Origin of the sequence: Amycolatopsis sp. 2-15 (genome assembly GCF_030285625.1) — a bacterium.
Taxonomy (GTDB): Bacteria; Actinomycetota; Actinomycetes; order Mycobacteriales; family Pseudonocardiaceae; genus Amycolatopsis; species Amycolatopsis carbonis.
In genome coordinates, this window is sequence record NZ_CP127294.1 from 9,194,478 (window position 1) to 9,219,635 (window position 25,158).

The following is a 25,158-nucleotide window of genomic DNA, read 5'->3' on the forward strand; positions in this document are numbered from 1 at the left end:
CCTTCAGGACCGGCTTCCCCGCGAGTGCGACTCCAGCATCGTGCGGAGGAACTCGCCGACGGTGATCGCGTCGGTTGCCGGTGGCGCGGTGTCCGCGGGGGTGATGGGGGCGAGCAGGACGTCCGGGTTCGGGTTGAAGAAGAAGGCCAGGCTTTGCCGCCGAGCGGCCGCCCGTCCGGGCGCGGGTTGCGGACGCGGTGCATCGGCGCCGGCCAGCGGCCGCCGGTCCACTGGGTGAGCATGCTGCCGACGTTGAGGGCCAGCACGTCCGGCGGGACCGCGACGTCTTCCCACGTGCCGTCGGGTAGCTGGACCTGCAAGCCCGACGGTTCTTCCCCCGCGACGGCCAGGACCGTGAGGCACGAGCGATCCTTGTGCGCGCTCGCGCGGATCCGGTCGGAGGCCCAGGCGTCGTCGCCGAGCGCGGGGTAGTCGATGGCCACGAGGTAGCTCGCACTGTGGTTCGTCTTGGCGGTGAAGTAGTCCGCGTCGACCCCCAGGGGGAGGGTCAACGCGCGCAGCACGTGCTTGGTCAGCTGCTCCATCTCGTCGTAGCGGGTGCGAAGAGCGGCCACCAGCTCATCGTGGCGCCGCGCCGCTTCGGTGGTGCTGTCGCAGGGCGCGCTGCCGCTCGAACCGATCGCGAAGCGTTCCTTGAGGTCGGGCGGAGAGCTCGACGTCGTCGAGCCGCGCACCGTCGACAGCCCTGAGTAGCCCAGGAACTCGCCGGCCGCGGGGGCGAACGACTCCTTTTCCGCCTTCGGCAGGTCGAAGAAGTCCTGCGCCGCGCGGAACGCCCGCGACAGGGACTCCGTCCCGACGCCGTGCCCGGTGGCCGGCAGGAGGCCGAGCTCGGTGAACGAACCGTCGACGCGGTTCGAGACGAGCTCGTCCCGCTCACGGCCGCCCACCCGCAGGTCCACTGTGGAAACCGAGTTCAGAGACCCAGCCATCGCACGTCCCCCTCTTTCTGCGCCCGCGGCCCGGGAAGGACCCGCGGATATCCGATGGGGAGGATCCCCACGAGCGTGCGGTCGGCGATGCCCACCGCAGCACTGATTTCGGCCGAACACATGCTCGTGCGGCCGGCCCACGCGGTTCCCAGGCCTTCCTCATACGCGCCGAGAAGCACGTTCTGGATCGCCGCGGACACACTCGCGACATCGTCCTCGCCGTCGACGAACTTGCCGGCGTAGGCCAGGATCAGCACCGGAGCCGACCCGAAGTCCACGTAGAAGTCCACGATCTCCTCCACCAGCGGGCGGTTGGCCGCGAACTCCTTCTCCACCAGGCGCCGGACATCGTCGATCGCACCGCGTACGATCTCCTGGATCTCGTTCCGCTTCTCACCACCCACGACGGCGAAGACGTGGGACCGGGCGTCACCGGCCGACGGCGCCCAGAAACCCAGCTCGATCACACGCTCCAGGACTTCACGCGACACCGGCTCCGAGGTGAACTTCCGGAACGTGCGTCTTCCGCGCACCACTTCGGCGAGTTCCACGCGACTTCCCTCCTGTTCGACGGACACCAGCGCTCGGTCACGCCCCGTGCGCGGGCAGGCCGCGCCAGCGCGTGAAGAGTCCCTTCTCGATCCCGAACTGGTCGAGCGCCCGCTGCACGGTGTGGTTCACGATGTCGTCCACGGTTTTCGGGGCGTGGTACATCGACGGCACCGGCGGCATGACCACTCCCCCGGCGTCGGTCACGTCCAGCATCAACCTGAGGTGCGTGCGGTTCAGCGGCGTTTCGCGAAACAGCAGAACCAGCTTTCGCCGGTCTTTCAGCTGAATGTCCGCGGCACGGGTGAGGAGGTTGTCGTTGTACGCGTTCGCCACCGAGGAAAGTGTTTTGACCGAGCAGGGCGCGATGATCATTCCGTTGACCAGGAATGATCCACTCGAGATCGCCGCGCCCATGTCCCGGACGTCATAAACGGCGTCCGCCAGGGACTTGACCGAGTCGAGGTCGTATTCGGTCTCGCACTCGATGTTCTTTCCTGCCCAGTCACTGACCACAAGGTGGGTCTCGACATCCTCGGCCGTCCGCAGCACCTCGAGCAGCCGCACACCGTAAATCGCGCCCGAACTCCCGGACATTCCGATCACGATCTTCGTTCGTCAAGCCATCCCTCGAAGCCTGAAAATTTTTACCAAAATCGATGGCCACAGTAGCTTCGCGGATCAGTTTTCGGAAAGCCCGAACTCGACTCGCCGAGGCAGCCTCCCGACCGTACCCGGAAACTGTGCACTTTCAGGAAGCGATTCGGCCGACCAGGCGACGGAAAGTGATCCCGGCCACGATTCGGAGTTGTTTTCGATCTTTTCCTCAGGCTCGAGGAGTGCGCGAGTACTCGTTGCCCTCGGGGTCTGCGGCGTCGCCGGGCTCGCCGGGCGTCGGCGGGCCCAGGGCGGGGCGCAGGCGGTTGCGGCCGTGTTTGGTGTCCGACGAGAGCAGGAACTCGATCGCCGGTCCGCGGCCCGAAGGGCTGCGCAGGCCGGTGATCTCCGGGCGGGTCGACGTGACCGGCCACCCGATCAACGCCGACCAGAAAGCGGCGAGGCGAGCGGGATCATGGGAATCGACGACGAGCGCGGCGAGAGCGCCCGTGTCGGCATACTCGGGGCGGGGCTCCAGGACGCAGAACTCGTTGCCCTGAGGATCGGCGAGGACCACCCAGGGGACGGCACCCTGACCGACGTCCAGGAGCCGCGCACCGAGCGCCAGGGCATGGGCGACCACCTCGCGCTGGTGGTCGAGGGTGCGACCGGCCAGGTCGAGGTGGAGCCGGTTCTTGTGCGTCTTGGCGGCCGTTTCGGGGACGAAGACGAGGGTGAACTCGCAGCCGTCGGCGTCCGGGGGCCCCACGACCGGGCCGTGCCGCTGCCAGCCGAGCAGCGCGGCCCAGAACCCGGCAAGGTCCAGGGGCCGCGCCGCATCGACGGTGAGGGCGGACGGCGTCGTCATGGGACGAAGGTAGCGGGAGCCACCGACAGGAACCGGGGAAGCTTCCCCACTTTCCGGTTCAGCGGGTGGCCAGCCGCAGCAAGGCCCAGAGCTGGGCGGCCAGGTCGTGGCCGCGCGAGGAGACAACGGCGGTCGGGGCGGCGCGGCCCCACAGCCAGAGGTAGACGTTGGCCGGGTCGCCGCTGACGAGCTCGTCGGCGGACCGGGCCTCCTCGGGCGAGCAGCGCCACGCGTCCATGGTTTCGGGGCCGGCACGGGCGATCCAGCTGTGTCCGCCGGTCTGGATGCCGACGGTGCCGTGGCGGGTGCCGGTGAGGCCGAGCAGGGCGAGCTTGTGGCCGAAGTACAGGGTGAGCACCTCGTCGACGCCGTCGGTGGCGAGGTCGGCGGCCACAGCCGGGTGGTCGACGCCCGCGGCGCGCTCGACGTCGACGCGGTGCACGAGTGTTTCGTGGAGCGTGCGGCGGCGCCAGAAGCCGTAGGTGGGATCGGCGGACCACCAGGTAGCGGCGTGGTCGGCCGGGTCGTGGGCGGCCAGTTCGGCGATCAGTGCGTCGCGGCCCGAGGCGTAGTACTCCGCGACGGTTTCTTCCTGGTGCGGGAAGCGCTGCCACTGCGCGGGCTTGTGGCCCTCGCGCAGCCAGCCGAGGGTGACGCGGTGGACGCTGCCGACGTGACGCAGCAGCTCCCCCAGCGTCCAGCCGGGGGCCGTGGGCACCGGCGCCTCGGCCGACGCCGTGTGCGCCACCTCCCCCAGCACGCGCGCTTCGATCTCCAGCACTTCGAGCAACCGGCCGTGGTCGACCGGGCCGAGCTCACGCGACATGGGCTTCGCCGGAGATGGGCAGGCCGTGGACGAGCCGGCGGACCAGCTCGAGGAACAGACCGGTGGCGCGCAGCAAGTTCGCGGCCGACTCGGCCGTGACCTTGCCCGTGATGCCGGCTTCGGCGGCCGCGCGCGTGGCCGAGTTGGCTGCGAAAAAGGCAGACCACTCCTGCAGCTCCGGCGCCACGGCGTCGAGCAGCACCCAGCCGCTGGCCGGACGGCCGCGACCCCGGCGCGGCCGCCCGCGCACGGCGAGCACCGCCGCCGCACCGCGCAGCGCCGAGAGGTAGGCGCCGATGAACCGCTCGGCGGGATCACGTTCGTTTTCGGCGTCGGCCAGGCCGCGCTTGGCCTGGGCGAGCAGGGTGGCCGCCGCCGGGGGTGCCGGCGGGCGCAGCGACAGGGGCAGCTGAGGCTGCCCGGGGTCAGGGGACACGACCGAGACGGACATGACGACCCTCCTCCCGCTCGGGCGAGTCCGGCCGGTGCCCGGCTGCGGGGCGCTTCCCCCGCCCCTCGCCGGGCACCGACCGGTGAACACTCACCGGATGTCGAACGTCTGTTCGAACGATTTCCAGAGTAACCCCCGGTGCCGCGTTCTCTCAACCCCGCCGGTGGAATCCGGGGACGTGGTGCGGGACACGGTGCCGTCGGCGTGGTCTCATAACGGCATGAGCTCCCTCGACCATCCCGCCGTCGCCAAGGTCACAGCCGCTCTGGGCGAAGCAGGCCAGCAGGCCGCCGCCGAGGGTGTGCGCGTGTTGCCGGCCGAGGTCCGCACCGCGGCCCAGGCCGCCGAAGCGCTCGGGGTCGAGGTCGGCGCGATCGCCAACAGCCTCGTGTTCCGCGCCCGCACGACCGGCGGCGAGGAGACGGCCCTGCTCGCCCTCACCTCCGGCGCGCACCGCGCCGACCCGGCCCGCCTGGCCGCGCTCGCCGGCCTCGCCGAGGTGGGCAAGGCCGACGCGGACTTCGTGCGCGAGCACACCGGCCAGCCCATCGGCGGCGTCGCCCCCGTCGGGCACCCCCGGCGGCTCGTGACGCTCGTGGACACGGCCCTGCGCGCCTACGACGAGGTGTGGGCCGCGGCCGGGCACCCGAAGTCGGTGTTCCCGACGACGTTCGACGGGCTCGTCGAGCTGACCGGGGGCACCCCGGGCGCGCTCGCGGCGGGAGTGCAGGATGGACAGCCGTGACCGCCATGTCCTCCGGGTGTTCCCGATACGTGCAGTTGTCCGCGGACGAGTTCCGCACACGCCTGCCCGAAGCGCTGGCCATCTACGTGAAGGCCATGCAGTACCCCGAAGGCACCGCCGAGCAGCGCGCGCCGATGTGGCTCACCCACGCGTTGCGCGAGGGCTGGCGCTGCATGGCCGCCCTCGACGCCGACGACGTGCTGCTCGGCCTCGCCTACGGGTACAAGGGCCGCGCCGGGCAGTGGTGGCACGAGCAGGTGCGCCACGGCCTCACCCGCCGCTCCGGCCCCGAGGAGGCCGAGCGGTGGATGAGCGACTACTTCGAGCTCACCGAGATCCACGTGCGCCCCGAGAACCAGGGCAAGCAGATCGGCGAGGACCTGCTGCGCCGGCTGCTCGACGGAGTCGGCAACGCCAACGTGCTGCTGTCCACGCCCGAAGGCACCAGCCGGGCGTGGAAGCTCTACCGGCGCACCGGCTTCGTCGACGTGCTGCGCGACTACCAGTTCACGGGCGATCCGCGTCCGTTCGCGATCCTCGGCCGTCCGCTGCCGCTCGACCCGAACTAGGTTCCGGGCGCCAGTAGCCGACGGCCAGGGCCGCGGTCAGCAGGGCCGCGCCGCCCCAGGCCTGCGGGCTCAGGTGCTCGTGGAGGAAGGCGACGGACAGGATCGTCGCCGTGAGCGGTTCCAGCAGCGCCGACAGCGCACCGAGCACGGGGTGGGCCATGGTGAGGCCCTTGAAGTACGCGGCGTACGCGAGCGCCGTCGGCACGACGCCGAAGTAGACGGCGACGAGCAGCACGTCGGTCCGGGCGGGCAGCGCCATGCCCAGCGTGAGGGCGGCCGGGGTGAGCAGGAGGCCGCCGGTGAGGCAGCCGTACGCGGTGGTGGCCAGGGGATCGTCGACCGGGCGGGTGGTGAGGATCGCGAACCCGGCGGCCGCGGCGAGGGCCAGGACGATGGCTGCTTTCGAGGTTTCGGCGTGGGGCGTCCAGGACAGCAGCACCAGGCCGATCAGGGAGCCGACGACCGACAGCAGGGTCCAGGACCGCGGTGCCCGGCGCTTCCGGACCACCGTGGCGACGGTGAGCATCACGGGTGCGGCGCCGATGGTGGTCATGGTCGCCGTGGCGACGGACCCGAGCGCGACGGCGGCGAAGTAGGTCGTCTGGAAGAACGCGAACAACGCGCCGACGACAAGCACCCGCTTGATTTGCGCGCGGGTTCGCGGAATCCCCTTGCCGGACACCGCGATCGCCGCCGCCCCTCCCAGCAGCAACCGATACGCGGCGACGGCCAGCGGAGGCAACCCGGCGAGCTGCCCGAGCAACGACCCGGCCAACCCCCCGGTCCCCCACAACACCCCGGCGACAACCAGCGCGACCGACCCGCGGGCGCGCTCGGACAGGACAACAGACATGGACAACGCTCCAGCGTCGAAGGATTCCGGACATCGACGACGCGGGGCGGTTTTTCGCTTTTGTGCAGCACTGATCAGCCGCGGGGTCCCTGGGGGACTCACCCGCGGCGGACACCACCCCGCTCAGAGCGCGGGCGGTGGGGTGACGAGGAAGATCCGGTGCACGGGGCGGAGTTTAGGGGGTGGAGTGGTGGTGGCGCCACGGATTTTGGGGCGGCGGAACAGAAGATGGTGCTGGTAGCCCGATTGGAGGGCCACCACCCGCGGCAGACACCCCCCGCCCTCCCTGAGGGGGGCGTCCCCATGTCCATTCTATCGGCCCCCACCGACAAAACCCGGCGTCGAGCCGAGCTGGGGCCGAGTTGTCCACAACTCAGAGGAGCCGTGGACAACTCGGGAATTCGGGGCTGCGCAAGGAGAACTCCCAGCGGCTGGCTGAACACGGAGAAAGTCGAGCCGAAACCGGCGAGCGGCCGAGACCCGGAGCCAGCGAACCGGAGAAACTCAGCTCAGCAAAGCCAGCTGCTCCCGCAACGTGTCCAGCCCCATCCCGCCCATCTCCAGCGCGCGGGTGTGGAACTGCTTGATGTCGAAGGCATCCCCCAGCCGCCGGCGGGCGTCGTCGCGGGCGGCGAGCCACAGGCGTTCGCCGAGTTTGTACGCGGGGGCCTGGCCGGGCCAGCCGAGGTAGCGGTCGATCTCGTCGCGGACGTGGGCCTGGTCGGTGATGGTGCGGGTGAGCATGAACTCCAGGCCGAGGTCCGGGGTCCAGCGCGAGCCCTCGTGGAAGCCCGTGCCGCGAGGAATCTCGAGTTCCAGGTGCATGCCGAGGTCGACGACGACGCGGGCGGCGCGGAACAGTTGCTCCGAAAGCATCCCCAGCAGGTTGCCGTCGTCCGACAGATACCCGAGCTCCTGCATGAGGCGCTCGGAATACAGTGCCCAGCCCTCGCCGTGGGCGGAAATGAAGGTCATGAGCCGCTGGTACTTGTTGAGCGACGCGGCCTGGTTCACGGCCGTCGCGATCTGCAGGTGGTGGCCCGGCACGCCCTCGTGGTACACAGTGGACACTTCGCGCCAGGTGGTGAACTCGTCCTTGTCCGCCGGCAGCGACCACCACATCCGCCCGGGACGGGTGAAGTCCTCGCTCGGCCCGGTGTAGTACGCGCCGACGCCGCCGCCCGGCGGGGCGATCCGGCACTCCAGCGCCATGAGCCGGTCGGGGATGTCGAAGTGCTTGCCGCGCAAGGACTTCAGGGCCTCGTCGGACAGGGACTGCATCCAGGCCTCGAACTGCGGACGGCCCTGCACGCGGTAGCGCGGGTCGGCGTCGAGCACCTCGGCGGCCTCCGCGACGGACGTGCCCGGGCGGATCCGCTCGGCCACCGCGCGCATCTCGGTTTCGATGCGGGCGAACTCGTGCCAGCCCCACTCGTAGGCCTCGCGCAGATCCAGCTCCGCGCCGATGAAGTACCGCGACCACAGCCGGTAGACGTCCTCGCCCACGGCGTCCTTGGCCGGGGCCTTCGGCGCGAGCTCGGCGCGCAGGAAGCCGGCGAACTCCGCGAACGCCTCGTCGGCCGCGCGGGCGCCCGCCTGCAGGTCGCCGGACAACGCGGCACCCACCTCGCCCGCGTTGCCCACGAGGCCGGCGAAGAAGCTCGGCCCCTCGCCGAGGCCGGCGTAGGTGTCGCACTGCTCGGCGACCTTGCCGACCTGCCGCAGCGCCGAAACGCGCCCGGCGTCGGCCGCGGTCAGCAGCGACGCGCGCATCCCCGCGAGCGCCTCGGGCACCTTCTTCAGGCGGGCCGCGATGTCGGCCCACTGCTCGGGTGTGTCCATCGGCATCAGGTCGAACACCATGCGCAGGTCCTGCACCGGGCTCGCGATCACGTTCAGCGCGGCGACGTCGAGGCCGGTGTCGTGGATCTCCACGTCCAGGCCCACGCGCTCGGTGAACACCGCCTTCGCGACCCGCTCCCCCGCGTCGGCGGGCTCGGCGGCGCTGACGTCCGCGAGCGCCTTCGCCGCCAGCGCGGCCCGGGCGGCGTGGCCGGCGGGCGAGTAGTCGGTGAGCTGGTCGTCGTATCCCGCGACGCCGAGCATGGTGGCCGCGACCGGGTCCACGGCCGCGTAGTCGTCGACGTACCGGTCGGAAATCCCGTGCACGCTTTGTTCGGTGGAAGCCATGGGCCGAACCGTACCGGCCTGGGGCCGGCCAGGGATACGGACTTACGCGCGCGCCGGCACGAGCCCGAGGCGCGTGACCACCTCGCGCGTGGCCTTGGACCGGTTGAACGTGTAGAAGTGCAGATCCGGCACGCCTTCGGCGAGCAGTTTCTCACCCAGTTCGGTGACGGCGTCGATCCCGGCCGCGCGAAACGCCTTCGGGTCGTCCGAAAGCGGCTCCAGCCGGTCGAGCAGCCGCTGCGACGCGGGCGCGCCGGAGAGCTTGACCGTGGTGTGCAACGTGCGCGGCGTGGTCAACGGCATGATGCCGGGCAGCACCAGCGCGTCGCAGCCCGCGGCGGCCACGCGGTCGCGCAGCCGTAGGAAGTCCTCGGCCTCGAAGAACAGCTGCGCGATGGCGAAATCGGCCCCGGCGCGGAACTTCCGCACGAGGTACTTGGTGTCCGACTCCAGGTCCGGCGACCGCGGGTGCCCGTATGGGAAGGCCGACACGCCGACGCAGAAGTCGCCCAGCGAGCGGATGAGCTCCACCAGCTCCTCGGCGTAGGTGAGACCTTCGGGGTGCGGCACCCAGTCGCCGTAGACCTCGCCGGCCGGGTCTCCGCGCAGCGCCAGGATGTTGCGCACGCCGACGGCCGCGTACCAGCCGATCACGTTGCGCAGCTCCGACACCGAGTGGTCGACGGCGGTCAGGTGCGCCATCGGGCAGAGCGTGGTCTCGGTGGCGACGCGCGCGATGCTGCGGATCGTGCCGTCGCGGCTCGAGCCGCCCGCGCCGTAGGTGATCGACAGATACGCCGGGTCCAGCGGCTCGAGCTCCCGGACGGAGCGCCACAGCACAGCCTCGTCGGCCTCGTCGCGGGGCGGGAAGAACTCGATGGAGAACCGGGGCCCGTCCCCCTGCAACCGCTCGATCACCGACGTCATGAACGCACATGTTAGTGGGCGAAACCGGACACTGGGAGCCCCGGCGCGTGGCCTTGGCCACGGGTACCGTCGGATTCGCACCCTCCGGCGAGGAGCCACCGATGAGCCGCGAAGACGACACCGCCTGGGACGAAGACGTGCGAGTGGCCGTGTACCGGGCCTTCGCCACCCACGGACGCGCGCCCACGGCGCCGGAGCTGGCCGACGCGGCGCACGGCTCGCTGGCCGTGGCCAAGCAGGCGCTGCACCGCCTCGCCGACGCCCGTCACCTGGTGCTCGACGTGTGCGAGCACGTGGTGCTGGCCCACCCGTTCGCGGCGATTCCGCTGGGGTTCTCCGTGATGGGCGAGCGCACACTGTGGTGGGGCGGTTGTGCGTGGGACTCGTTCGCGATCCCGCACCTGGTGCCCGCCGAGCCCGAAGTGCTCGTCGCCACACGCTGCCCGTGCTGCACCGAGCCCACGGCGCTGGTCGTGAGCCGCGAAGCGCCGCCGGACGGCCCGCAGGTCGCCCACTTCCCCGTTCCGACGGCCCGGATGTGGGACGACGTACGCCACACCTGTTCCGTGCAGCGCCTGTTCTGCGGCGAGTCCTGTGTGGACGAATGGACCGACCGCACGGGCATGGCGAAGGGCACCGTGCTCGACCTCCCGGCCCTGTGGCGCCTGGCCGAGGGCTGGTACGCCGGACGGCTGGAGCACGGCTACCGGCGCCGGGAACCGGCCGAGGCCGCCGCGTATTTCACCGCCGCAGGGCTGCCCGGCGAGTTCTGGACGGGGCGGTCCTGAGGCCGGTCGCCGGTCGCCCCACCACGAAGGCTGAAGCGACCGGCGGCTCGACCCAGGGCAACAACCTGCCACCCGATCGCGGGCTCGACCAGGCGGACCGAAGCCCGCGCGCCGGCTCGCCTCCGCTGAGCCGGCCCAGCCCGGAACACAGCCGGAACCCGGCCACGAGCACGAGGCCGGTCGCTGCCGCGGTGCGCACCCACGACCGGCCGAGCACACCCGGCAGCAGACGTCTCGTGCGCCACATCGGGGGCACCCGGCGGCACCGGCCGGGCCCGCGCCCCGGATGATGGCGGCATGGACGTGCCCGGTTTCGACGACGATCTGCCTGCCCACGTCGAGCGGGCGCTGACCGCGTTCCTCGGCCGTGCGGGCGACGAGATCGTGCGCACGGAGCCGAGTGTCGCGGCGGGCATCGACGTGCTGTCGGGCTTCGTGCTGTGCGGGGGCAAGCGCATCCGGCCGACGTTCGCGTGGTGGGGCTGGCGCGGCGCCGGCGGGGCGGCGTCCGGCGAAGCCGCCGAGGGCGCGCTGCAGGTTGTGGCGAGTCTCGAGCTGATCCAGGCGTGCGCGCTGATCCACGACGACCTCATCGACTCCTCCGACTCGCGCCGCGGCAACCCGACCGTGCACGTCGCGTCGGCCAAGGTGCACGCCGACCACGGCTGGCTGGGTTCGCCGGCGACGTTCGGGCTGGCCACGGCGGTGCTCGTCGGCGACCTGGCGCTCGCGTGGGCCGACGACATGTTCGCCGAGGCCCCGCTGCCCGCGCAGACGCTGGCGAAGGCCCGCCCGGCCTGGCGCGCCATGCGCACGGAGGTGCTCGCCGGGCAGTACCTCGACGTCCGCACGCAGGCCGTCGGCGACGCGTCGCCCGAGGCCGCGCTGCGCATCGACCGGCTGAAGACCGCCGCGTACACCGTGCAGCGACCGCTGCACCTGGGCGCCGCGCTCGCCGGGGCCGACGACCGGCTCGTCGACACGCTGCTGGAGTTCGGCGGCGACGTCGGCGTGGCGTTCCAGCTGCGCGACGACCTGCTCGGCGTGTTCGGCGACCCGTCGGTGACCGGCAAGCCCGCGGGCGACGACCTGCGCGAGGGCAAGCGCACCCTGCTCGTGGCCCTGGGCCTGCGGCTGGCCGACGAACGCGGCGACCGCACCGCCGCCAAGGTGATCGCCGACGCCATCGGCAAGGCCGACCTGTCCGACACGGCCGTGGACGCCGTGCGCGAAGCCCTGACGAGCGTCGGCGCGGTCGGCGCCGTGGAGCACCGCATCGACGACCTCACCGCCTCTGCGATGGCCGCCCTCGAGCGCGCGCACCTGGCCGAGCCGGCTCCGGCCGCGCTGGCCGACCTCGTCGGCAAGGCGACGCGGCGGACCTCGTGACCAAAACCGTCTCCGGGCCCACCGACCACGTGGTGGTGGTCGGGGCGGGCCTGGCCGGCCTTTCGGCGTCGCTGCACCTGCTCGGCGCGGGCCGCCGCGTGACGCTGCTGGAGCAGGGCAAGGTGCCGGGCGGGCGCGCCGGGCAGCTGGACTTCGGCGCCAACGCCGTGGACACCGGCGCCAGCGTGCTGACCATGCCGGAGCTGGTGGACGAGGCCCTGCACGCCGTCGGCGAATCGCTGGCGGACACGCTGCCGCTCACGAAGCTCGACCCCGCCTACCACGCCCGCTTCGCCGACGGCAGCACGCTCGCGCTGCGCACCGACGGCGAAGCGATGGAGGCTGAGATCCGCGCGTTCGCGGGCGCGCGCGAGGCGGCCGGCTACCGCGCGTTGCGGCGGTGGCTCACCGACCTGTACGCGGCGCAGAAGGACCACTTCATCGGCGCCAACTTCGATTCACCGCTCGATCTGGCGCGCCCGGAGCTGGTGAAGCTCGCCGCGCTGGGCGGGTTCGGGCGCCTCGGCCCGAAAGTCGCGCGGTTCCTGCGCGACGAACGCGTGCGGCGGCTGTTCTCGTTCCAAGCGTTGTACGCGGGGCTGGACCCGGCGCGGGCGCTCGGCGCGTACGGCGTGATCGCCTACATGGACACCGTCGGCGGCGTCTACTACCCGCGCGGCGGCATGGGCGCGGTTGCGCGCGCGATGGCCGCGGCCGCCGCGAAAGCGGGCGCCGACTTGTGCTTCGGCACCGAAGCCGCGTGGCTGGAGCGGGTGTCGTCGCGGGTGCGGGCCGTCCGGACCCGCTCGGGCGAGCGGATCGAGTGCGACGCGGTGGTGCTCGCCACCGAGCTCGGCACCGCGTACCGACTGCTGGGCGCCCGGCCCAGCCGCGTGCTTCCGTTGCGCTACTCGCCTTCGGCCGTGGTCCTGCACGGGCGCGCGAAGCGGTCGTGGCCGCAGCTGGGACACCACACGATCTTCTTCGGCCGTGCCTGGGACCGGACGTTCGCCGAGATCGTGCGCGAAGGCCGGCTGATGAGCGATCCGTCGCTGCTCGTCACGCGCCCCACCGCGACGGAACCGGGGCTGGCGGGCGACGGCGGCGAGATCGTGTCGGTGCTCGCGCCCGCGCCGAACCTGCGCCGCGGCCGCATCGACTGGCCGCGCGTCGGCCCGGCCTACCGCGCGGAACTGCTGCGCACACTGGAATCCCGCGGGCTCACCGGGTTCGGCGACGAGTTCATCGTGGACGAGGTCGTGACGCCCGCCGACTGGGCCGCGCGCGGGCTGTCCGCGGGCACACCGTTCTCGCTGGCCCACACATTCACCCAGACCGGGCCGTTCCGGCCCGCCAACCTCGTGCGGGCCGCGGGCAACGTGGTGCTCGCCGGCTGCGGCACCACCCCCGGCGTCGGCATCCCGCCGGTGCTGATCTCCGGACGTCTCGCCGCGGAAAGGATCACCGGCCGGTGACTGAACTGGACGCAGCCGGCATCTCGGACCCCGACCTGCGGGCCGCGTACACCGAATGCCGCCGCATCAACGCCCACCACGGCCGCACCTTCTTCCTCGCCACCCGGCTGCTGCCCGCGCGGGCCCGGCCCGCCGCGCACGCGCTGTACGGCTTCGCGCGCATGGCCGACGAGCTCGTGGACAACCCGGAACCGGGTACGGATCCCAAAGCCGCGCTGGACGACGTGGCCGGGATGGTCGACGAGGTCTACGAAGGCGGCGCGCCGGCCGATCCCGTGCTGGCCGCGCTCGCCGACACCGTGCGCCGCTACGGCGTCCGGCGCGAGCTCGTGGACGCGTTCCTGCACTCGATGCGGATGGACCTCACCGTCACCGAGTACGCCACGTATGCGGATCTGGCGGAGTACGTCCACGGTTCGGCGTGCGTGATCGGGCTGCAGATGCTGCCGGTGTTCGGCACCGTCGTTCCCTTGGCGGAAGCCGAACCCAGCGCCGCGGCGCTCGGGGAAGCGTTCCAGCTCACGAACTTCTTACGCGACATCGGCGAAGACCTCGACCGCGGCCGGCTTTACCTGCCCACGGAAGAACTTTCAGCGTTCTGCGTGGACCGCGAACTGCTGGTGGAATCACGCCGGCGCGGGCTGCCCGATCCGCGCGTGCGGCGCGCGCTGGCCGTCGCGGTGTCGCGCGCCCGCGCGGTGTACCGGCGGGCCGAAGCCGGGATTCCCTTGCTGCGTCCCGAATCCCGGCCCTGCGTGCGCACGGCGATCACGCTCTACGAAGGCATCCTCGACGAGATCGAGGCGCTGGACTACGACGTGCTCAACCGGCGCGCCGTCGTCGGCAAGGGCCGCCGCCTGGCCGTGGCCCTGCCGCAGCTGCTCGCTGTGTGGGCCCGCGGCCGCGTGCGTAGGCTCTGAGCCATGACTTCCGCTTCGAACCGGCGGCTGCGGATCGGGCTCCAGCTCCAGCCGCAGCACGCCGACTACGACACCATCCGCCGCACCGCCTCGGCGGCCGAGGACATCGGCGCCGACATCGTCTTCAACTGGGACCACTTCTACCCGCTCTACGGCGACCCCGACGGCATGCACTTCGAGTGCTGGACCATGCTCGGCGCCTGGGCGGAGTCGACGTCCCGGGTCGAGATCGGCGCGCTGGTCACGTGCAACAGCTACCGCAACCCGGAACTGCTCGCGGACATGGCCCGCACCGTCGATCACATCTCGGGCGGCCGGCTCATCCTCGGCATCGGCTCGGGCTGGTTCGAGAAGGACTACGACGAGTACGGCTACGAGTTCGGCACCGCCGGCGGCCGCCTCGACAACCTCGCCGAATCGCTGCCGCGCATCGAATCCCGCCTGGGCAAGCTGAACCCGGCGCCGACGCGCAAGATCCCCGTGCTCATCGGCGGTGGCGGCGAGAAGAAGACCCTCAAGCTCGTCGCGAAGCACGCCGACATCTGGCACGGTTTCGGCGACCCCGAGGTCGTCGAGCGCAAGGTGAAGATCCTCGACCAGCACTGCGCCGACCTCGGCCGCGACCCGGGCGAGATCGAGCGCTCCTGCGGTGTGCAGGGCGACCCGGACGAGCTCGGCCCGAAGCTCGTGGAGCTGGGCGTGAGCACGTTCACCGTGGGTGTCGGCGGTCCCGACTACGACCTCACGGCCCTCAAGACCTGGGTCGCCTGGCGCGACAAGCAGAACGGCTGACGCACGAAGTTCGCCGAAGGCCTCCTCGCACGAGCGGGGAGGCCTTCGGGCGTTTCCGGACAAGGGACGCGTGCCCGGTGGCAGGCCGCGTTCGGCTACCCCGCGTGGTCGTACCAGCGCGGAGCGAATCGGGCGAAAAGTCTAGAAAGCCATGGCTTGGGCGCGCCGCTTCACCTCGGTGCCGTGGCTCGTCCGCAGCGCGTTGACGGGGGTCATGCCCGGCAGCGTGTCGTCCGTCGCGAAGAGCCAGCGCAGCATCTCGGTGCGGCTGAACCCCGAGTCCGCGAGCACCGTGATGGTGCCCGCCAGGCCCTTGACCACTCCGTCTTTGACGAAGAAATCGCTGGGCACATACAGATCGCCTTTGCGGCGCACGGCGATCAGGTGACCGTCGCGCAGCATCTGGCGCACTTTGTTGGACGAGATCCCGAGCACGGCCGCCACCTGGTTCAGGGGAAGGACGGTGACAGCGGAGTCGAGGACGTCATCGGCGACAGGAATCCCACTCACACGTGACACTGTGCCACATTCGACCGGTTTCCCGACTGGTACGCCCGGGTGACCCGCCTCCTCACCTCACCCACGCGGGCGTGGTTCCGTACGATAACCAGCCGTGACACGCACGCACCCCAGCCTCGTCGGCACGCTGCTCGAACGCCGCTACCGCGTGGACAGGCTGCTCGCCCGGGGCGGGATGTCGTCGGTCTACCGGGGCATGGACACCCGGCTGGACCGGGCGGTCGCGATCAAGATCATGGATCCCCGCTTCGCCGACGACCGCTCGTTCGTGGACCGTTTCGTGCGCGAAGCGCGCTCGGCCGCCCAGCTGCATCACCCGAACGTGGTGGCCGTGCACGACCAGGGCTTCGACGTCCCGCCCGGCGAGGACGCGGGGCTCGCGTTCCTCGTGATGGAGCTCGTGGACGGCGGCACGCTGCGCGACCTGCTGTCCGAACAGGGCAAGCTCGACGTCGCCCTCGCGCTGAGCATCGCCGAGCCCGTGCTGTCGGCCCTCGCCGCCGCGCACGCCGCCGGCCTGGTGCACCGCGACGTGAAGCCCGAGAACGTGCTCATCGGCCGAAGCAGCGGCGCCCTGTCGGGCGGTGTGGTGAAGGTCGGCGACTTCGGCCTGGTGCGCGCGGTCGCCAGCGCGGGCACCACGAGCTCGAGCGTCATCCTCGGCACCGTCGCCTACCTCTCGCCCGAGCAGGTCACCACGGGCGTCACCGGGGCCCGCGGCGACGTGTACTCGGCTGGGATCCTGCTCTACGAGATGCTCACCGGCCAGACGCCCTACACCGGCGACACGGCCTTGTCGGTCGCCTACCGGCATGTGAACGACGACGTGCCGCGCCCCAGCGAGCAGCGGCCGGACCTGCCGCCCGCACTCGACGACCTCATCCTGCGCGCCACCCGCCGCGACCCCGAACTGCGCCCGGCCGACGCCGGCGTGTTCCTGGCCGAGCTGCAGGCCGTGCGCGCGGAGCTGGGCCTGCCGATCGTGCCGGTGCCCGTGCCCCCGCCGCCGGACGGTGACCGCATGTCCGACACCGAGCGCACCATGCCGCGCATCCCGGTGACCGAGCAGACGATGCCCGTCTCCGGTCCGCAAGGCACGCGGGCGCTGACCCGGGCCGTCCCGGTCGGGCCGCCGCCGTCGCCGCCCGCGGGCCAGCCGATGCCGACGCAGCAGGTCGCGGTGCCCCCGCCGGCCACGCCGCCTCCGCCGCGCCGCCCGCGGCCGCCGGCCGACGAGCCGAAGCCGCGAGACCGGCGCAAGATGTTCGCCCTGATCGCGGTGGGCGTGCTGGTGCTGGGCGGACTGATCGGCGCGTTCGCGTTCATCCTCAGCGAGTCGGCGCCCACGACGTCGGCCGTGCCGAAGCTCGTGGGCCTGACGCAGGCCGAGGCCGGCGACAAGCTGCGCGCGGCGAACCTGACCCCGCAGTACAGCCAGGAGTTCAGCAACACCGTGCCGGCCAACACCGTGGTCAAGGTGACGCCGGCCGAGGGCACGCAGCTGGAGAAGGACGCGAACGTCTCCGTCGTCGTGTCCAAGGGCAAGCCGGTGGTGCCGAACATCCAGGTCGGCGCTTCGCTCGCCGACGCGACGAAGGCGATCCAGGGCCAGCAGCTCACCGTCGCGCAAGGCACGCCGGCGTTCAGCGACACCGCACCGCAGGGCACCGTCGTGAGCGTGAGCCCCGCGGCCGGCACGCCGGTGAACATCGGCGGCCAGGTCACCGTGGTCCTGTCGAAGGGCCCGGAACCGCTCCCGCCGGTGCCCGACGTCACGGGCCGGCCGAAGGACGAGGCGTTCCAGCTGCTGCAGCAGGCCGGGTTCCAGCCGGTGGACGGCGGCGAGGAGTTCTCGCAGACGATCCCGGCCGGCGGCGTCACCCGCACGGACCCGCCGGCGAACTCGCCGGGCAGCAAGCAGGTGAAGGTCTTCGTCTCCAACGCCGTGCAGGTGCCCGACGTGCGGTTCAAGCAGTTCGACGAGGCCGAGCAGATCCTCAAGCAGGCCGGGCTCGACGTCGACAAGCAGGGCGGCGGCGGGGGCCGTGGGCACGGTGGCGGCTTCAACTTCGTCTTCCAGCAGGATCCGCAACCGGGTTCGCTGGTGCCGAAGGGCACCAAGGTGAAGATCCGGGGCTTCGGCGGATGATCGGCAATCGAGGCCGCGTCACGGGCGCCGTCGGCCCCGGCTTGATCGGTGAGGTGCTGCTCAGCGTCCGCGGTGGCACTGAGGCCTTCTACGCCTACGCGGCCGACCCCGAGATGAGCTTCCCGTCCGGCACGCAGGTCCTTGTGGTGGATTTCGAACCCCCGCGCACGGTTTACGTCGAACGGTGGCAACCGCTGAAGCCTTAGCGGCGTCGAAGAGCTACCAACAACCGAAAATCGGGCTGCGAGGAGTTATGGAAATCTGGCTCATCGTCGTGATCGCGGTCGTCGCCGTGATCGTGCTGTTCGGGCTGCTGCGGATCCTGTACAAGGTCGCGGAGCCGAACGAAGCGCTCATCATCTCCGGGTGGGGGATCCGGGTGGAGCGCACCGAGACCGCCGACAGCCTCGGGTTCAAGATCGTGACCGGCCGGGGCGTCAACGTGATCCCCGGCTTCCAGACCGCGCGGCGGCTCTCGCTGGACACGCGCGGCGTCAACCTGCAGGTTTCGTGCGTGACCAAGCAAGGCCTGCCCGTGACCGTGCGCGCGGTGGTGATCTACAAGGTGGGCGACGACTACGCCTCCATCGCCAACGCCGCCCGCCGCTTCCTCGACCAGCAGAAGGGCATGAACGACACCATTCACGAGCTGTTCTCGGGCCACCTGCGCTCGATCGTGGGCGGGCTGACCATCGAGGAGATGATCCACAACCGCGACGCGCTGACCGGGGAGGTCCGCCAGTCGTCGGCGACGGAGATGATCAAGCTGGGGCTGATCGTCGACTCGCTGCAAATCCAGGAGATCGACGACGAGTCGGGCTACATCCTCAACCTCGGCAAGCCGCACGCCGCGGCCATCGCCGCTTCGGCCCGCATCGCCGAGGCGCAGCGCGACCAGGAGGCCACGCAGGCCGAGCAGGTGGCCGCCGCGCAGAAGGCGGGCGCGATGCGGGAGAGCCAGATCAAGCAGGCGGGCTACCAGGCCGAGGTCGACCAGGCCAAGGCGAAGGCGAGCCAGTCGGGCCCGCTGGCCGAGGCGACGGCGCGGCAGGAAGTCGTGGTCCAGGAGACGCGGGCGGCCGAGCTGGAGGCCGCATTGGCCGAGCAGCGGCTGCAGTCGCAGGTCCGCAAGCCGGCCGACGCGAAGGCGTACGAGACCCGCACGACGGCCGACGCCGACCGCGACGCCCAGATCGCCCGCGCGCAGGCCGAGGCCAAGGAGACCGAGCTGCGAGCCGCGGCCGACGCGACGCGCGTGAAGACGGCCGCCGACGCGGAGGCGCAGGCCACGAAGGCCCGGGCCGAGGCGTCGGCGGGGGCCACGCGCGCCACCGGTGAAGCCGAGGCGGCGGCCGCCCAGGCTCGCGGTCTGGCGGAGGCCGAAGCCGCGAAGGCCCAGGGTCTCGCCGAGGCGGAGTCGGCTCGGGCTCGCGGTTTGGCGGAGGCCGAGTCGATCAAGGCGCGAGCGGCGGCACTGGCGGAGAACCAGGAAGCTGTGGTAGCACAGCAGCTGGCCGAACGTTGGCCGGAAATCGTCGAGGCCGGCGCGAAGGCGTTCGGTAACGTCGACCACATGGTGGTCCTGAACGGCGCGGACGGGATGTCGGACATGTTCACCAAGGCGTTGTCGCTCGGCGGTACGGGCCTCGGCCTGGCCCGCCAGCTGATGGACGCCATGGGCAGCCCCTCGAAGCCGTCGGGTGGCACTGGTGCGGAGCAGGCGCTGTCGAACGGCGACCTCTCCCCGCGCGAGTAGCCCATGAGCTTCTTCACGGACGGTCCTCGTGAACGCCCCCTGTTCCCCGTGCGGGAGCAGGAGCTGTTCGGCTACGAGGGCCGTCCGTGGATGGGCCCGCCGAACGACCACATCGTCCCGACGCTCCTGCCGTGGGCGCGGCCGCTCGGCCGTTCCGAACGCACGATCGTCGCCCTGCGCGGCATCGAGGTCTGGCCGTCGGCGCTTACTTTGCGGCTGGCCGTGTACTCGCGCGACAGCCTGCAGGAGGGCCGCAGCGGCTCGCTCATCGACCACCGGCGGATCCCGGACTACAACGCGCTGCTCGTCGGCGTGCTGTACCCGGACGGGCGCCGGGCCAGCTCGGAGTCCCTCTCGGTGCCGTCGGCTTCCGAGCCGGCCCAGCCGATCCTGCGCGCCGTGGGCGGCGGCGGGACACAGTTCCACCTGGACCACCAGATCTTCGTGTGGCCGCTGCCGGGCAACGGGCCGTTCACGCTCGTGGTCCAGTGGCTCGACCGCGACATCGAGGAAACGCACACGGAACTCGACGGCGCGGCGATTCGGGCCGCCGCGGTGGAGGCCGGGGAGTTGTGGCCGGGGCTGCCGAAGCGGCCGGGTAACGGGGTGGCACTGCGGCATGTGAGGGTCGCGGGTTCTGGTGTGGCGTCGACTTCGACTTCGACAGCTTCAGCGGCTTCCGGGGCTTCAGCGACTTCCGGGGCTGACGGCGCGCTGCCGGTGCGAAGCCCGGAGTCCGCTGGGCCGCTTCCCCGCCGCGACGCTGCCGACAGCGCCGCACCCGGCGAGCCGTTTCCCCACCGCACCGCCCTCGGCGCTGCCGAAGACCGCGCGGCAGAACCACCCCGCAACCCCGGCGGCGCAGCACCACTCCCAGGCCCCAACGCCGCGAGCACCACGGAGAACAGCGACTCCCAGAACACCACGCAGCCAGTGACCCCACCCGGCGAGGCCTTTCCCCACCGCACCGCCCTCGGCGCTGCCGAAGACCATGCGGCAGAACCACCCCGCAATCCCGGCGGCGCAGCACCACTCCCAGGCCCCAACGCCACCGGCACCACCGAGAACAACAGCTCCGACAACGCCGCCCAGCCGGTGACCGCACCCGGTGAGCTTCAGCCGGAACGGTCCCCCTCGGTGCTGCTCCCGCGCTTGGCCGGCGGGGCCTCGCTGCTCCCCCGCCGCAACGTCGCGCTCGGCCCCGAGCGGCCGATGCCGCGCCCACCCGGCACTGCCGGCCCCCTTCCTCGGCGCACCCCCACCAGCCGTTCCGGCAACGCGCCCCTCGCACAACCGCCGGCGGGTCTCGCGGGGCTGGCGGCCGAGCCCGTGCCACCGGAGTCGCCGGCCGAGCCCGTGGAGTCGCCACAGAACAACACCGACAGCCCGACAGTCGCGCTGCCCGTGTCCGGAGCAGCCGATGCAGTGCAGCGGTCCTCCGAACCGGCACCGCGGCCCGAGCGCAACGTCGACACCGGCGACAGCCCCACGGTCGCGTTGCCCACACCCGCAGCGGCGGGTCCGTCGTCGCAGACCTCCGAGCCGCCGCGCTCGCCGGCGCCGCTCCCCCAGCCCTCGCGGCCGTTGCCGCAGCCGTCGAGGTCGGTGAAGGACGTGCCGCAGAAGCCGGGGCGGGGTGGCCGGGCGTGGAGGTGGCGTGACCCGGGTGAGTGAAACCGCGGGTCGTTAGCGCCGGCGAAACACAGTAACCACCCTCCCGTCATGTCAAGGTGGTGTCGTGGGGCGCATCCCACCCCTGCCCCCGCCGCACGAGGACGGTCGCGATGGTTCGCACCCCGCTCAGCCCGCTCGACGTCGCGTTCCTGTGTCTGGAAAGCGAAACCGCGCCGATGCACATGGGTGCGGTACTGGTGTTCACCTCTCGCGGGCGAGCCGATGGCGCGGAGCTCACGGCGCTGCTGGCCGAACGCGCGGAGAAAATGCCGCAGCTGCGCCGAAAAATGCGGACCGAGCTGTTTCCACCCGGTTCCGCGACGTGGTCGGATGATCCGGATTTCGTTGCGGTGCACCACATCCACCACCACGAGCTGAGCACGCTGTACGACCCCGACCCGCTCGCGGACTTCGCCGCGCGGTGGATCGCCGAGCCGCTCGACACAGGCCGTCCGTTGTGGGACCTGACGGTGGTGACCGGGCTGCCTCAGGGTGATTTCGCCGTGTTGCTCAAGCTGCACCACGCCCTCACCGACGGCGAAGGCGCCTACGCGGTGACTGTCGGCCTGCTCGACGGCCTGGCCGTCGCGGATCGCACCCTCGCCCGAGCGTCCGGGCCGGCGCCGATCCCGCGGCCGCGTTCGGCGCTGCACAGCGTGAAGAACAGTGTGAAGGACAGCCTCGCGCACGCCGGGGAGACGGCCGGGATCGCCACGTCGCTCGTCCGCGCCGCGCGGCCGCCGCTTTCGCCGGTGTCGGCGCCCGCGTCGGCCGAGCGTCGGCTGGGGTTCGTACGGCTGCCCACCGCCGACCTCCGCCGCATCCGCCGCGCGCACGGCGGCACGAGCAACGACGTCGTGCTCGCCGTACTGGCCGGCGCGCTACGGGAGTGGCTGGTCAACCGCGGAAAACGCGCCGACGGGCGCACGCTGCGGGCGCTGATCCCGGTGAGCGTGCGCGGACGCGCGAACGCCCAGCTCGGCGGTAACAAACTGTCCGGTTACTTGTGTCACCTGCCCATCGGCGAGGACGACCCCGTGGAGCGCCTGCACGTGGTGCGCCGCGCGATGACGCGTAACAAGGCCGCCGGCCCGGCCCGGGCGCCGGCGCGTTCCCGCTGCTGGCCGACCGCGTGCCCACGATGCTGCACCGCGTCGGCACGAAAACAGCCGGGCTGGCCGCGCCGCTGCTGTTCGACTTGGTCGTGACCACCGTGCCCCTGCCGCCCGCCCGCCTCACCCTCGCGGGCGCGCCGCTGGCGCAGGTGTACCCCTTCGTGCCGCTCGCCCCGCGCCACGCCGTGGGCATCGCCGTCGCGACCTACCGCGACGGCGTCCACATCGGACTCCAGGCGAACGCCGAGGCCGTGCCCGACCTCGGCGGCCTGCGCGACGCGGTGCTGAAGTCGACCGCGGCGCTGCTGAACACCGTGTAGGAACTCAGCCCCGCAGCATCTCCGCCACGAGGAACGCCAGCTCGAGCGACTGCTGCGTGTTCAGGCGCGGGTCGCAGGCGGTTTCGTAGCGGCCGGAGAGGTCGACGTCGGAGATTTCCTGGGCGCCGCCGAGGCATTCGGTGACGTCTTCGCCCGTGAGTTCCACGTGGATGCCGCCCGGGTAGGTGCCGAGTTTGTGGTGCACCTCGAAGAAGCCCTGCACCTCGTCGACGATGCGGTCGAAGTGGCGGGTCTTGTAGCCGGTGGACGACTCGTGCGTGTTGCCGTGCATCGGGTCGCACTGCCAGATGACCTTGTGGCCCGAGGCCTCGACCTTCTCGACGATCGCGGGCAGCACCTCGCGGACCTTGCCGTTGCCCATGCGCGAGATGAGCGTGAGCCGGCCTTCTTCGTGGCGGGGGTCGAGGCGCTCGACGTACTCCAGCGCCTGCTCGGGCGTGGTCGTCGGGCCGATCTTGAGGCCGATCGGGTTCGACAGCAGCTCCGCGAACGCGATGTGCGCGCCGTCGAGCTGGCGGGTGCGCTCGCCGATCCACAGGAAGTGCGAGGACAGGTTGTACAGCTTGGGGTTGGCCGCATCGGCGTTGTCCAGGCGCAGCAGGGCGCGCTCGTAGTCGAGCAGCAAGGCCTCGTGGCTGGCGAAGATCTCCGTGGACTGCAGCGACGTGTCGGTGACACCGCAGGCGTTCATGAAGCGCAGGCCGCGGTCGATCTCGTTGGCCAGCGCCTCGAAGCGCTGCGCCGCCGGGGAGGCCGACACGAAGTCCTTGTTCCAGTCGTGCACCTGGTGCAGGTCCGCCATGCCGGCGCCGGTGAGGGCGCGGACCAGGTTCATGGCGGCGCCCGCGTTGGCGTACGCGCGGATCATGCGGCCCGGGTCGGGCACGCGCAGCTCGGGCTTGGGCACCAGCGAGTTGATGATGTCGCCGCGGTACACGGGCAGGCCCAGTGCGTCGGTGGCCGCCGAGCGGGGCTTGGCGTACTGGCCGGCGATGCGGCCCATCTTCACCACGGGCAGGCTGGCGCCGTAGGTGAGGACCACGGCCATCTGCAGCAGCGTGCGCAGGTTGGCGCGGATGTGGGGCTCGGTGTTGGACTCGAACGTCTCGGCGCAGTCCCCGCCCTGCAGCAGGAAGGCCTCGCCGCGCGCCACCATCGCGAGCCGGCTCTGCAGCCGGTCGATCTCGGCGGGCACGGTGATCGGCGGCACGCTCTCCAGCACGCCCCGCACCCGCTTGGCCAGCTCGACATCCGGCCACTCGGGCTGCTGGGCGGCGGGCAGCGCCAGCGCCGCGTCGAGGCGTTCGCGCAGCTGAGGCGGAAGCGGCGGGAGCTCGGGAAGCGTGTCGACGGGAACGTCCACTGTCCAGTTCACGGCTCCCAGGATAGGGTTCGCCACCCGCGCGGCTCCGAGAGGGCGGTGCGGGTCACACGTCCGGTTCGTCCTGGCAGGCACAACGCGACGGGACGCCGCGACGAGAAATCTGCTTCACGTTTCGCTCACCGCCGAGGGCGGGCTCCGGGAGAACGCGAATCCGTCCTCCCGGAGCCGGGCCTCAGTTGCGCAGCGTCAGCTTCTCGATCGAGCCGGACGGTTTGCCGGTGCTCGGCGACGTGCCGTGGTTGGCGAGGTACACGTCGTCGCCGTCGAGGGCGAGGCCGGTGGCCTGGGCCAGGCCGGCGGAGGCGAGCACGGTCTTCTTGCCGTTCTTCTCGATCCGCGTCAGCACGCCGTCCGAGGGTGGCGCGGCGATGCCGTCCTTGGCGAAGGTCACCACGAGCAGCCGGCCCTTGGGGTCGAACGCCAGGTCGGTGAGCGCGGTGAGCCCGTCGGCGTAGATCTTCGGCATGCGGCCCGGCACGACGCGCCAGACGCGCGCGACGCCGACGCCGACGCTGCTGAGCTCGGACACGTACAGCGCGCCGTCAGGACCGACGACGACCGACGTCGGCACGGCCTGCATCGGGATCTTCGTGCCCGGCGGCAGACCCAGCGCGGGCGGCGCGGGCGCCATCTTGACCGGGAACACGGCCAGCACGCTGATCTTGCCGCGGCCGTCGACGTAGAGCAGGTCGTTGCCCGCGGCGTCGACCACGGCAAACCCGCCGCGGTAGCGGGTCATGCCGAACGGGTTGGAGTCGATGACCGGCGCGTCTCCCGCACCGGCACCCTTGTCGGGGTTGTTCTTGGCCTCGAAGGCGGCGAAGTCCGGTCCCAGCTTCAGCTTCTTGCCCTCGGCGAAGAGGAGCTTGCCGAGCGCTTCGCCCTGCGGGCCGAACGGGTTGGCGCCGGTCTTCGGGTCGATCACGATGTCTTCGGTGAGGATCGCCATCCCACCCCGCGCGAACTCCACATCGGACGGGCCGCCACCACCGCTGCCGTCGATTCCCGCCGCGGACGGCAGGTTCCTCACGACCTGCTTCACCTTGCCGTGGTCGAGGATCGAAACGGCGCCGGTCTTGCCAAAGCAGGCCTTTCCCTCCGGTCCGTCCACGCACGGCCCGCTGCCCCCACGGCCGGCCTCGGCCACGTAGACCTTGCCGTCGTGGATCGTCAGGTGCCGCGGGCTGCTCAAGCCCGTGGCCACGGTCTTCAAGCCGGCCGACGCGGCGCTCGACCAGGGTGCCCCGGCGACGGCGATGGCCGCGACCGAGGCGCAGACCGCTGCGGTCCGCAGTGTCGTACGCACGGATGTGGACATGGCGACTCCT

General features: G+C 71.7%; 23 protein-coding genes and 2 pseudogenes. 12 read left to right on the forward strand and 13 right to left on the reverse strand.

Going from position 1 to position 25,158, the window contains the following annotated elements; genetic code table 11:
* Positions 1-3: 3 nt before the first annotated feature.
* From QRX50_RS45330 to QRX50_RS45360, 7 genes and pseudogenes are all read right to left on the reverse strand, one after another.
* Entirely contained in the window at positions 4-231 is a 228-nt protein-coding gene (locus tag QRX50_RS45330; RefSeq protein ID WP_285969214.1) for a hypothetical protein, read from the reverse strand.
* Positions 232-236: 5 nt separating this feature from the next.
* Positions 237-953 (reverse strand): annotated as a pseudogene (locus QRX50_RS50170) (2-oxoglutarate and iron-dependent oxygenase domain-containing protein); the annotation flags it as partial.
* Positions 938-1,504 carry a nitroreductase family protein gene (locus tag QRX50_RS45340; RefSeq protein ID WP_285969216.1) on the reverse strand — a complete coding sequence of 189 codons (567 nt, stop codon included), beginning with the start codon at positions 1,502-1,504 and terminating at the stop codon, positions 938-940. The pseudogene QRX50_RS50170 and the gene QRX50_RS45340, both read right to left, overlap by 16 nt.
* A 37-nt stretch (positions 1,505-1,541) precedes the next feature.
* The gene (locus QRX50_RS45345) at positions 1,542-2,069 is read right to left on the reverse strand and encodes a UbiX family flavin prenyltransferase (RefSeq protein WP_285969217.1); all 528 of its coding nucleotides are present in this window, start codon (positions 2,067-2,069) and stop codon (positions 1,542-1,544) included.
* A 259-nt stretch (positions 2,070-2,328) separates the two neighbouring features.
* Positions 2,329-2,967, reverse strand: a complete 639-nt coding sequence (locus tag QRX50_RS45350) for a VOC family protein (RefSeq protein WP_285969218.1) — start codon at positions 2,965-2,967, stop codon at positions 2,329-2,331.
* Positions 2,968-3,025: 58 nt separating this feature from the next.
* Entirely contained in the window at positions 3,026-3,793 is a 768-nt protein-coding gene (locus QRX50_RS45355) for a maleylpyruvate isomerase N-terminal domain-containing protein (protein WP_285969219.1), read from the reverse strand.
* A complete protein-coding gene (locus QRX50_RS45360) occupies positions 3,783-4,244 on the reverse strand; it encodes an SAV_6107 family HEPN domain-containing protein (protein ID WP_285969220.1) in 462 nt (153 codons plus the stop codon). The genes QRX50_RS45355 and QRX50_RS45360 overlap by 11 nt, the downstream gene beginning before the upstream one ends.
* A 220-nt stretch (positions 4,245-4,464) precedes the next feature.
* On the opposite strand from QRX50_RS45360, the gene QRX50_RS45365 reads away from it, so the two are divergent.
* Entirely contained in the window at positions 4,465-4,989 is a 525-nt protein-coding gene (locus QRX50_RS45365; protein WP_285969221.1) for a YbaK/EbsC family protein, read from the forward strand.
* Positions 4,986-5,558, forward strand: a complete 573-nt coding sequence (locus QRX50_RS45370) for a GNAT family N-acetyltransferase (protein WP_285969222.1) — start codon at positions 4,986-4,988, stop codon at positions 5,556-5,558. Before QRX50_RS45365 ends, QRX50_RS45370 begins: the two co-directional genes overlap by 4 nt.
* Here QRX50_RS45370 and QRX50_RS45375 read toward each other — a convergent pair.
* The 3 genes from QRX50_RS45375 to QRX50_RS45385 all read right to left on the reverse strand — a co-directional run bounded on the left by QRX50_RS45375 (position 5,497) and on the right by QRX50_RS45385 (position 9,528).
* Positions 5,497-6,411: a DMT family transporter gene (locus QRX50_RS45375; RefSeq protein ID WP_285969223.1), complete on the reverse strand. Its 915-nt coding sequence runs from the start codon at positions 6,409-6,411 to the stop codon at positions 5,497-5,499. The two genes, QRX50_RS45370 and QRX50_RS45375, sit on opposite strands and share 62 nt — an antisense overlap.
* A 504-nt stretch (positions 6,412-6,915) precedes the next feature.
* Entirely contained in the window at positions 6,916-8,601 is a 1,686-nt protein-coding gene (locus tag QRX50_RS45380) for a DUF885 domain-containing protein (protein ID WP_285969224.1), read from the reverse strand.
* Between the two features lie 42 nt (positions 8,602-8,643).
* Positions 8,644-9,528 (reverse strand): methylenetetrahydrofolate reductase, encoded by an 885-nt coding sequence (locus QRX50_RS45385; RefSeq protein ID WP_285969225.1) that lies wholly within the window; start codon positions 9,526-9,528, stop codon positions 8,644-8,646.
* Between the two features lie 101 nt (positions 9,529-9,629).
* Between QRX50_RS45385 and merB the strand changes: the two genes are divergently transcribed.
* The 5 genes from merB to QRX50_RS45410 all read left to right on the forward strand — a co-directional run bounded on the left by merB (position 9,630) and on the right by QRX50_RS45410 (position 14,892).
* Complete coding sequence (gene merB / locus QRX50_RS45390) at positions 9,630-10,316, forward strand: organomercurial lyase (RefSeq protein ID WP_285969226.1); 687 nt, start codon at positions 9,630-9,632, stop codon at positions 10,314-10,316.
* A gap of 297 nt (positions 10,317-10,613) precedes the next feature.
* Complete coding sequence (locus QRX50_RS45395; RefSeq protein WP_285969227.1) at positions 10,614-11,705, forward strand: polyprenyl synthetase family protein; 1,092 nt, start codon at positions 10,614-10,616, stop codon at positions 11,703-11,705.
* Positions 11,702-13,180 carry a phytoene desaturase family protein gene (crtI, locus tag QRX50_RS45400; protein ID WP_285969228.1) on the forward strand — a complete coding sequence of 493 codons (1,479 nt, stop codon included), beginning with the start codon at positions 11,702-11,704 and terminating at the stop codon, positions 13,178-13,180. Before QRX50_RS45395 ends, crtI begins: the two co-directional genes overlap by 4 nt.
* The gene (locus QRX50_RS45405) at positions 13,177-14,100 is read left to right on the forward strand and encodes a phytoene/squalene synthase family protein (RefSeq protein ID WP_285969229.1); all 924 of its coding nucleotides are present in this window, start codon (positions 13,177-13,179) and stop codon (positions 14,098-14,100) included. Before crtI ends, QRX50_RS45405 begins: the two co-directional genes overlap by 4 nt.
* A 3-nt stretch (positions 14,101-14,103) precedes the next feature.
* Positions 14,104-14,892: an LLM class F420-dependent oxidoreductase gene (locus QRX50_RS45410; RefSeq protein WP_285969230.1), complete on the forward strand. Its 789-nt coding sequence runs from the start codon at positions 14,104-14,106 to the stop codon at positions 14,890-14,892.
* A 141-nt stretch (positions 14,893-15,033) separates the two neighbouring features.
* Here QRX50_RS45410 and QRX50_RS45415 read toward each other — a convergent pair whose 3' ends face one another.
* Positions 15,034-15,402, reverse strand: coding sequence for an Rv2175c family DNA-binding protein (locus tag QRX50_RS45415; RefSeq protein ID WP_285969231.1), 369 nt, complete (start codon positions 15,400-15,402; stop codon positions 15,034-15,036).
* 103 nt (positions 15,403-15,505) lie between these two features.
* Here QRX50_RS45415 and pknB point away from each other — a divergent pair, with 103 nt between their 5' ends.
* The 5 genes and pseudogenes from pknB (at position 15,506) to QRX50_RS45440 (ending at position 22,425) form a co-directional block, all read left to right on the forward strand.
* Complete coding sequence (gene pknB, locus QRX50_RS45420) at positions 15,506-17,560, forward strand: Stk1 family PASTA domain-containing Ser/Thr kinase (protein ID WP_285969232.1); 2,055 nt, start codon at positions 15,506-15,508, stop codon at positions 17,558-17,560.
* Positions 17,557-17,766 (forward strand): NfeD C-terminal domain-containing protein, encoded by a 210-nt coding sequence (locus QRX50_RS45425; RefSeq protein ID WP_285969233.1) that lies wholly within the window; start codon positions 17,557-17,559, stop codon positions 17,764-17,766. The genes pknB and QRX50_RS45425 overlap by 4 nt, the downstream gene beginning before the upstream one ends.
* Positions 17,767-17,813: 47 nt before the next feature.
* Positions 17,814-19,316, forward strand: a complete 1,503-nt coding sequence (locus tag QRX50_RS45430) for a flotillin family protein (protein ID WP_285969234.1) — start codon at positions 17,814-17,816, stop codon at positions 19,314-19,316.
* A gap of 3 nt (positions 19,317-19,319) precedes the next feature.
* On the forward strand, positions 19,320-20,990 hold the full coding sequence (locus tag QRX50_RS50560) for a hypothetical protein (protein ID WP_434533209.1): 1,671 nt from the start codon (positions 19,320-19,322) through the stop codon (positions 20,988-20,990).
* Between the two features lie 176 nt (positions 20,991-21,166).
* Positions 21,167-22,425, forward strand: a pseudogene (locus tag QRX50_RS45440) (wax ester/triacylglycerol synthase family O-acyltransferase).
* 4 nt (positions 22,426-22,429) lie between these two features.
* Here the strand turns inward: QRX50_RS45440 and QRX50_RS45445 are convergent.
* Both QRX50_RS45445 and QRX50_RS45450 read right to left on the reverse strand, forming a co-directional pair.
* On the reverse strand, positions 22,430-23,821 hold the full coding sequence (locus QRX50_RS45445; RefSeq protein WP_285969235.1) for a class II 3-deoxy-7-phosphoheptulonate synthase: 1,392 nt from the start codon (positions 23,819-23,821) through the stop codon (positions 22,430-22,432).
* 181 nt (positions 23,822-24,002) lie between these two features.
* On the reverse strand, positions 24,003-25,148 hold the full coding sequence (locus QRX50_RS45450) for a ScyD/ScyE family protein (protein ID WP_285969236.1): 1,146 nt from the start codon (positions 25,146-25,148) through the stop codon (positions 24,003-24,005).
* Positions 25,149-25,158 lie beyond the last annotated feature (10 nt).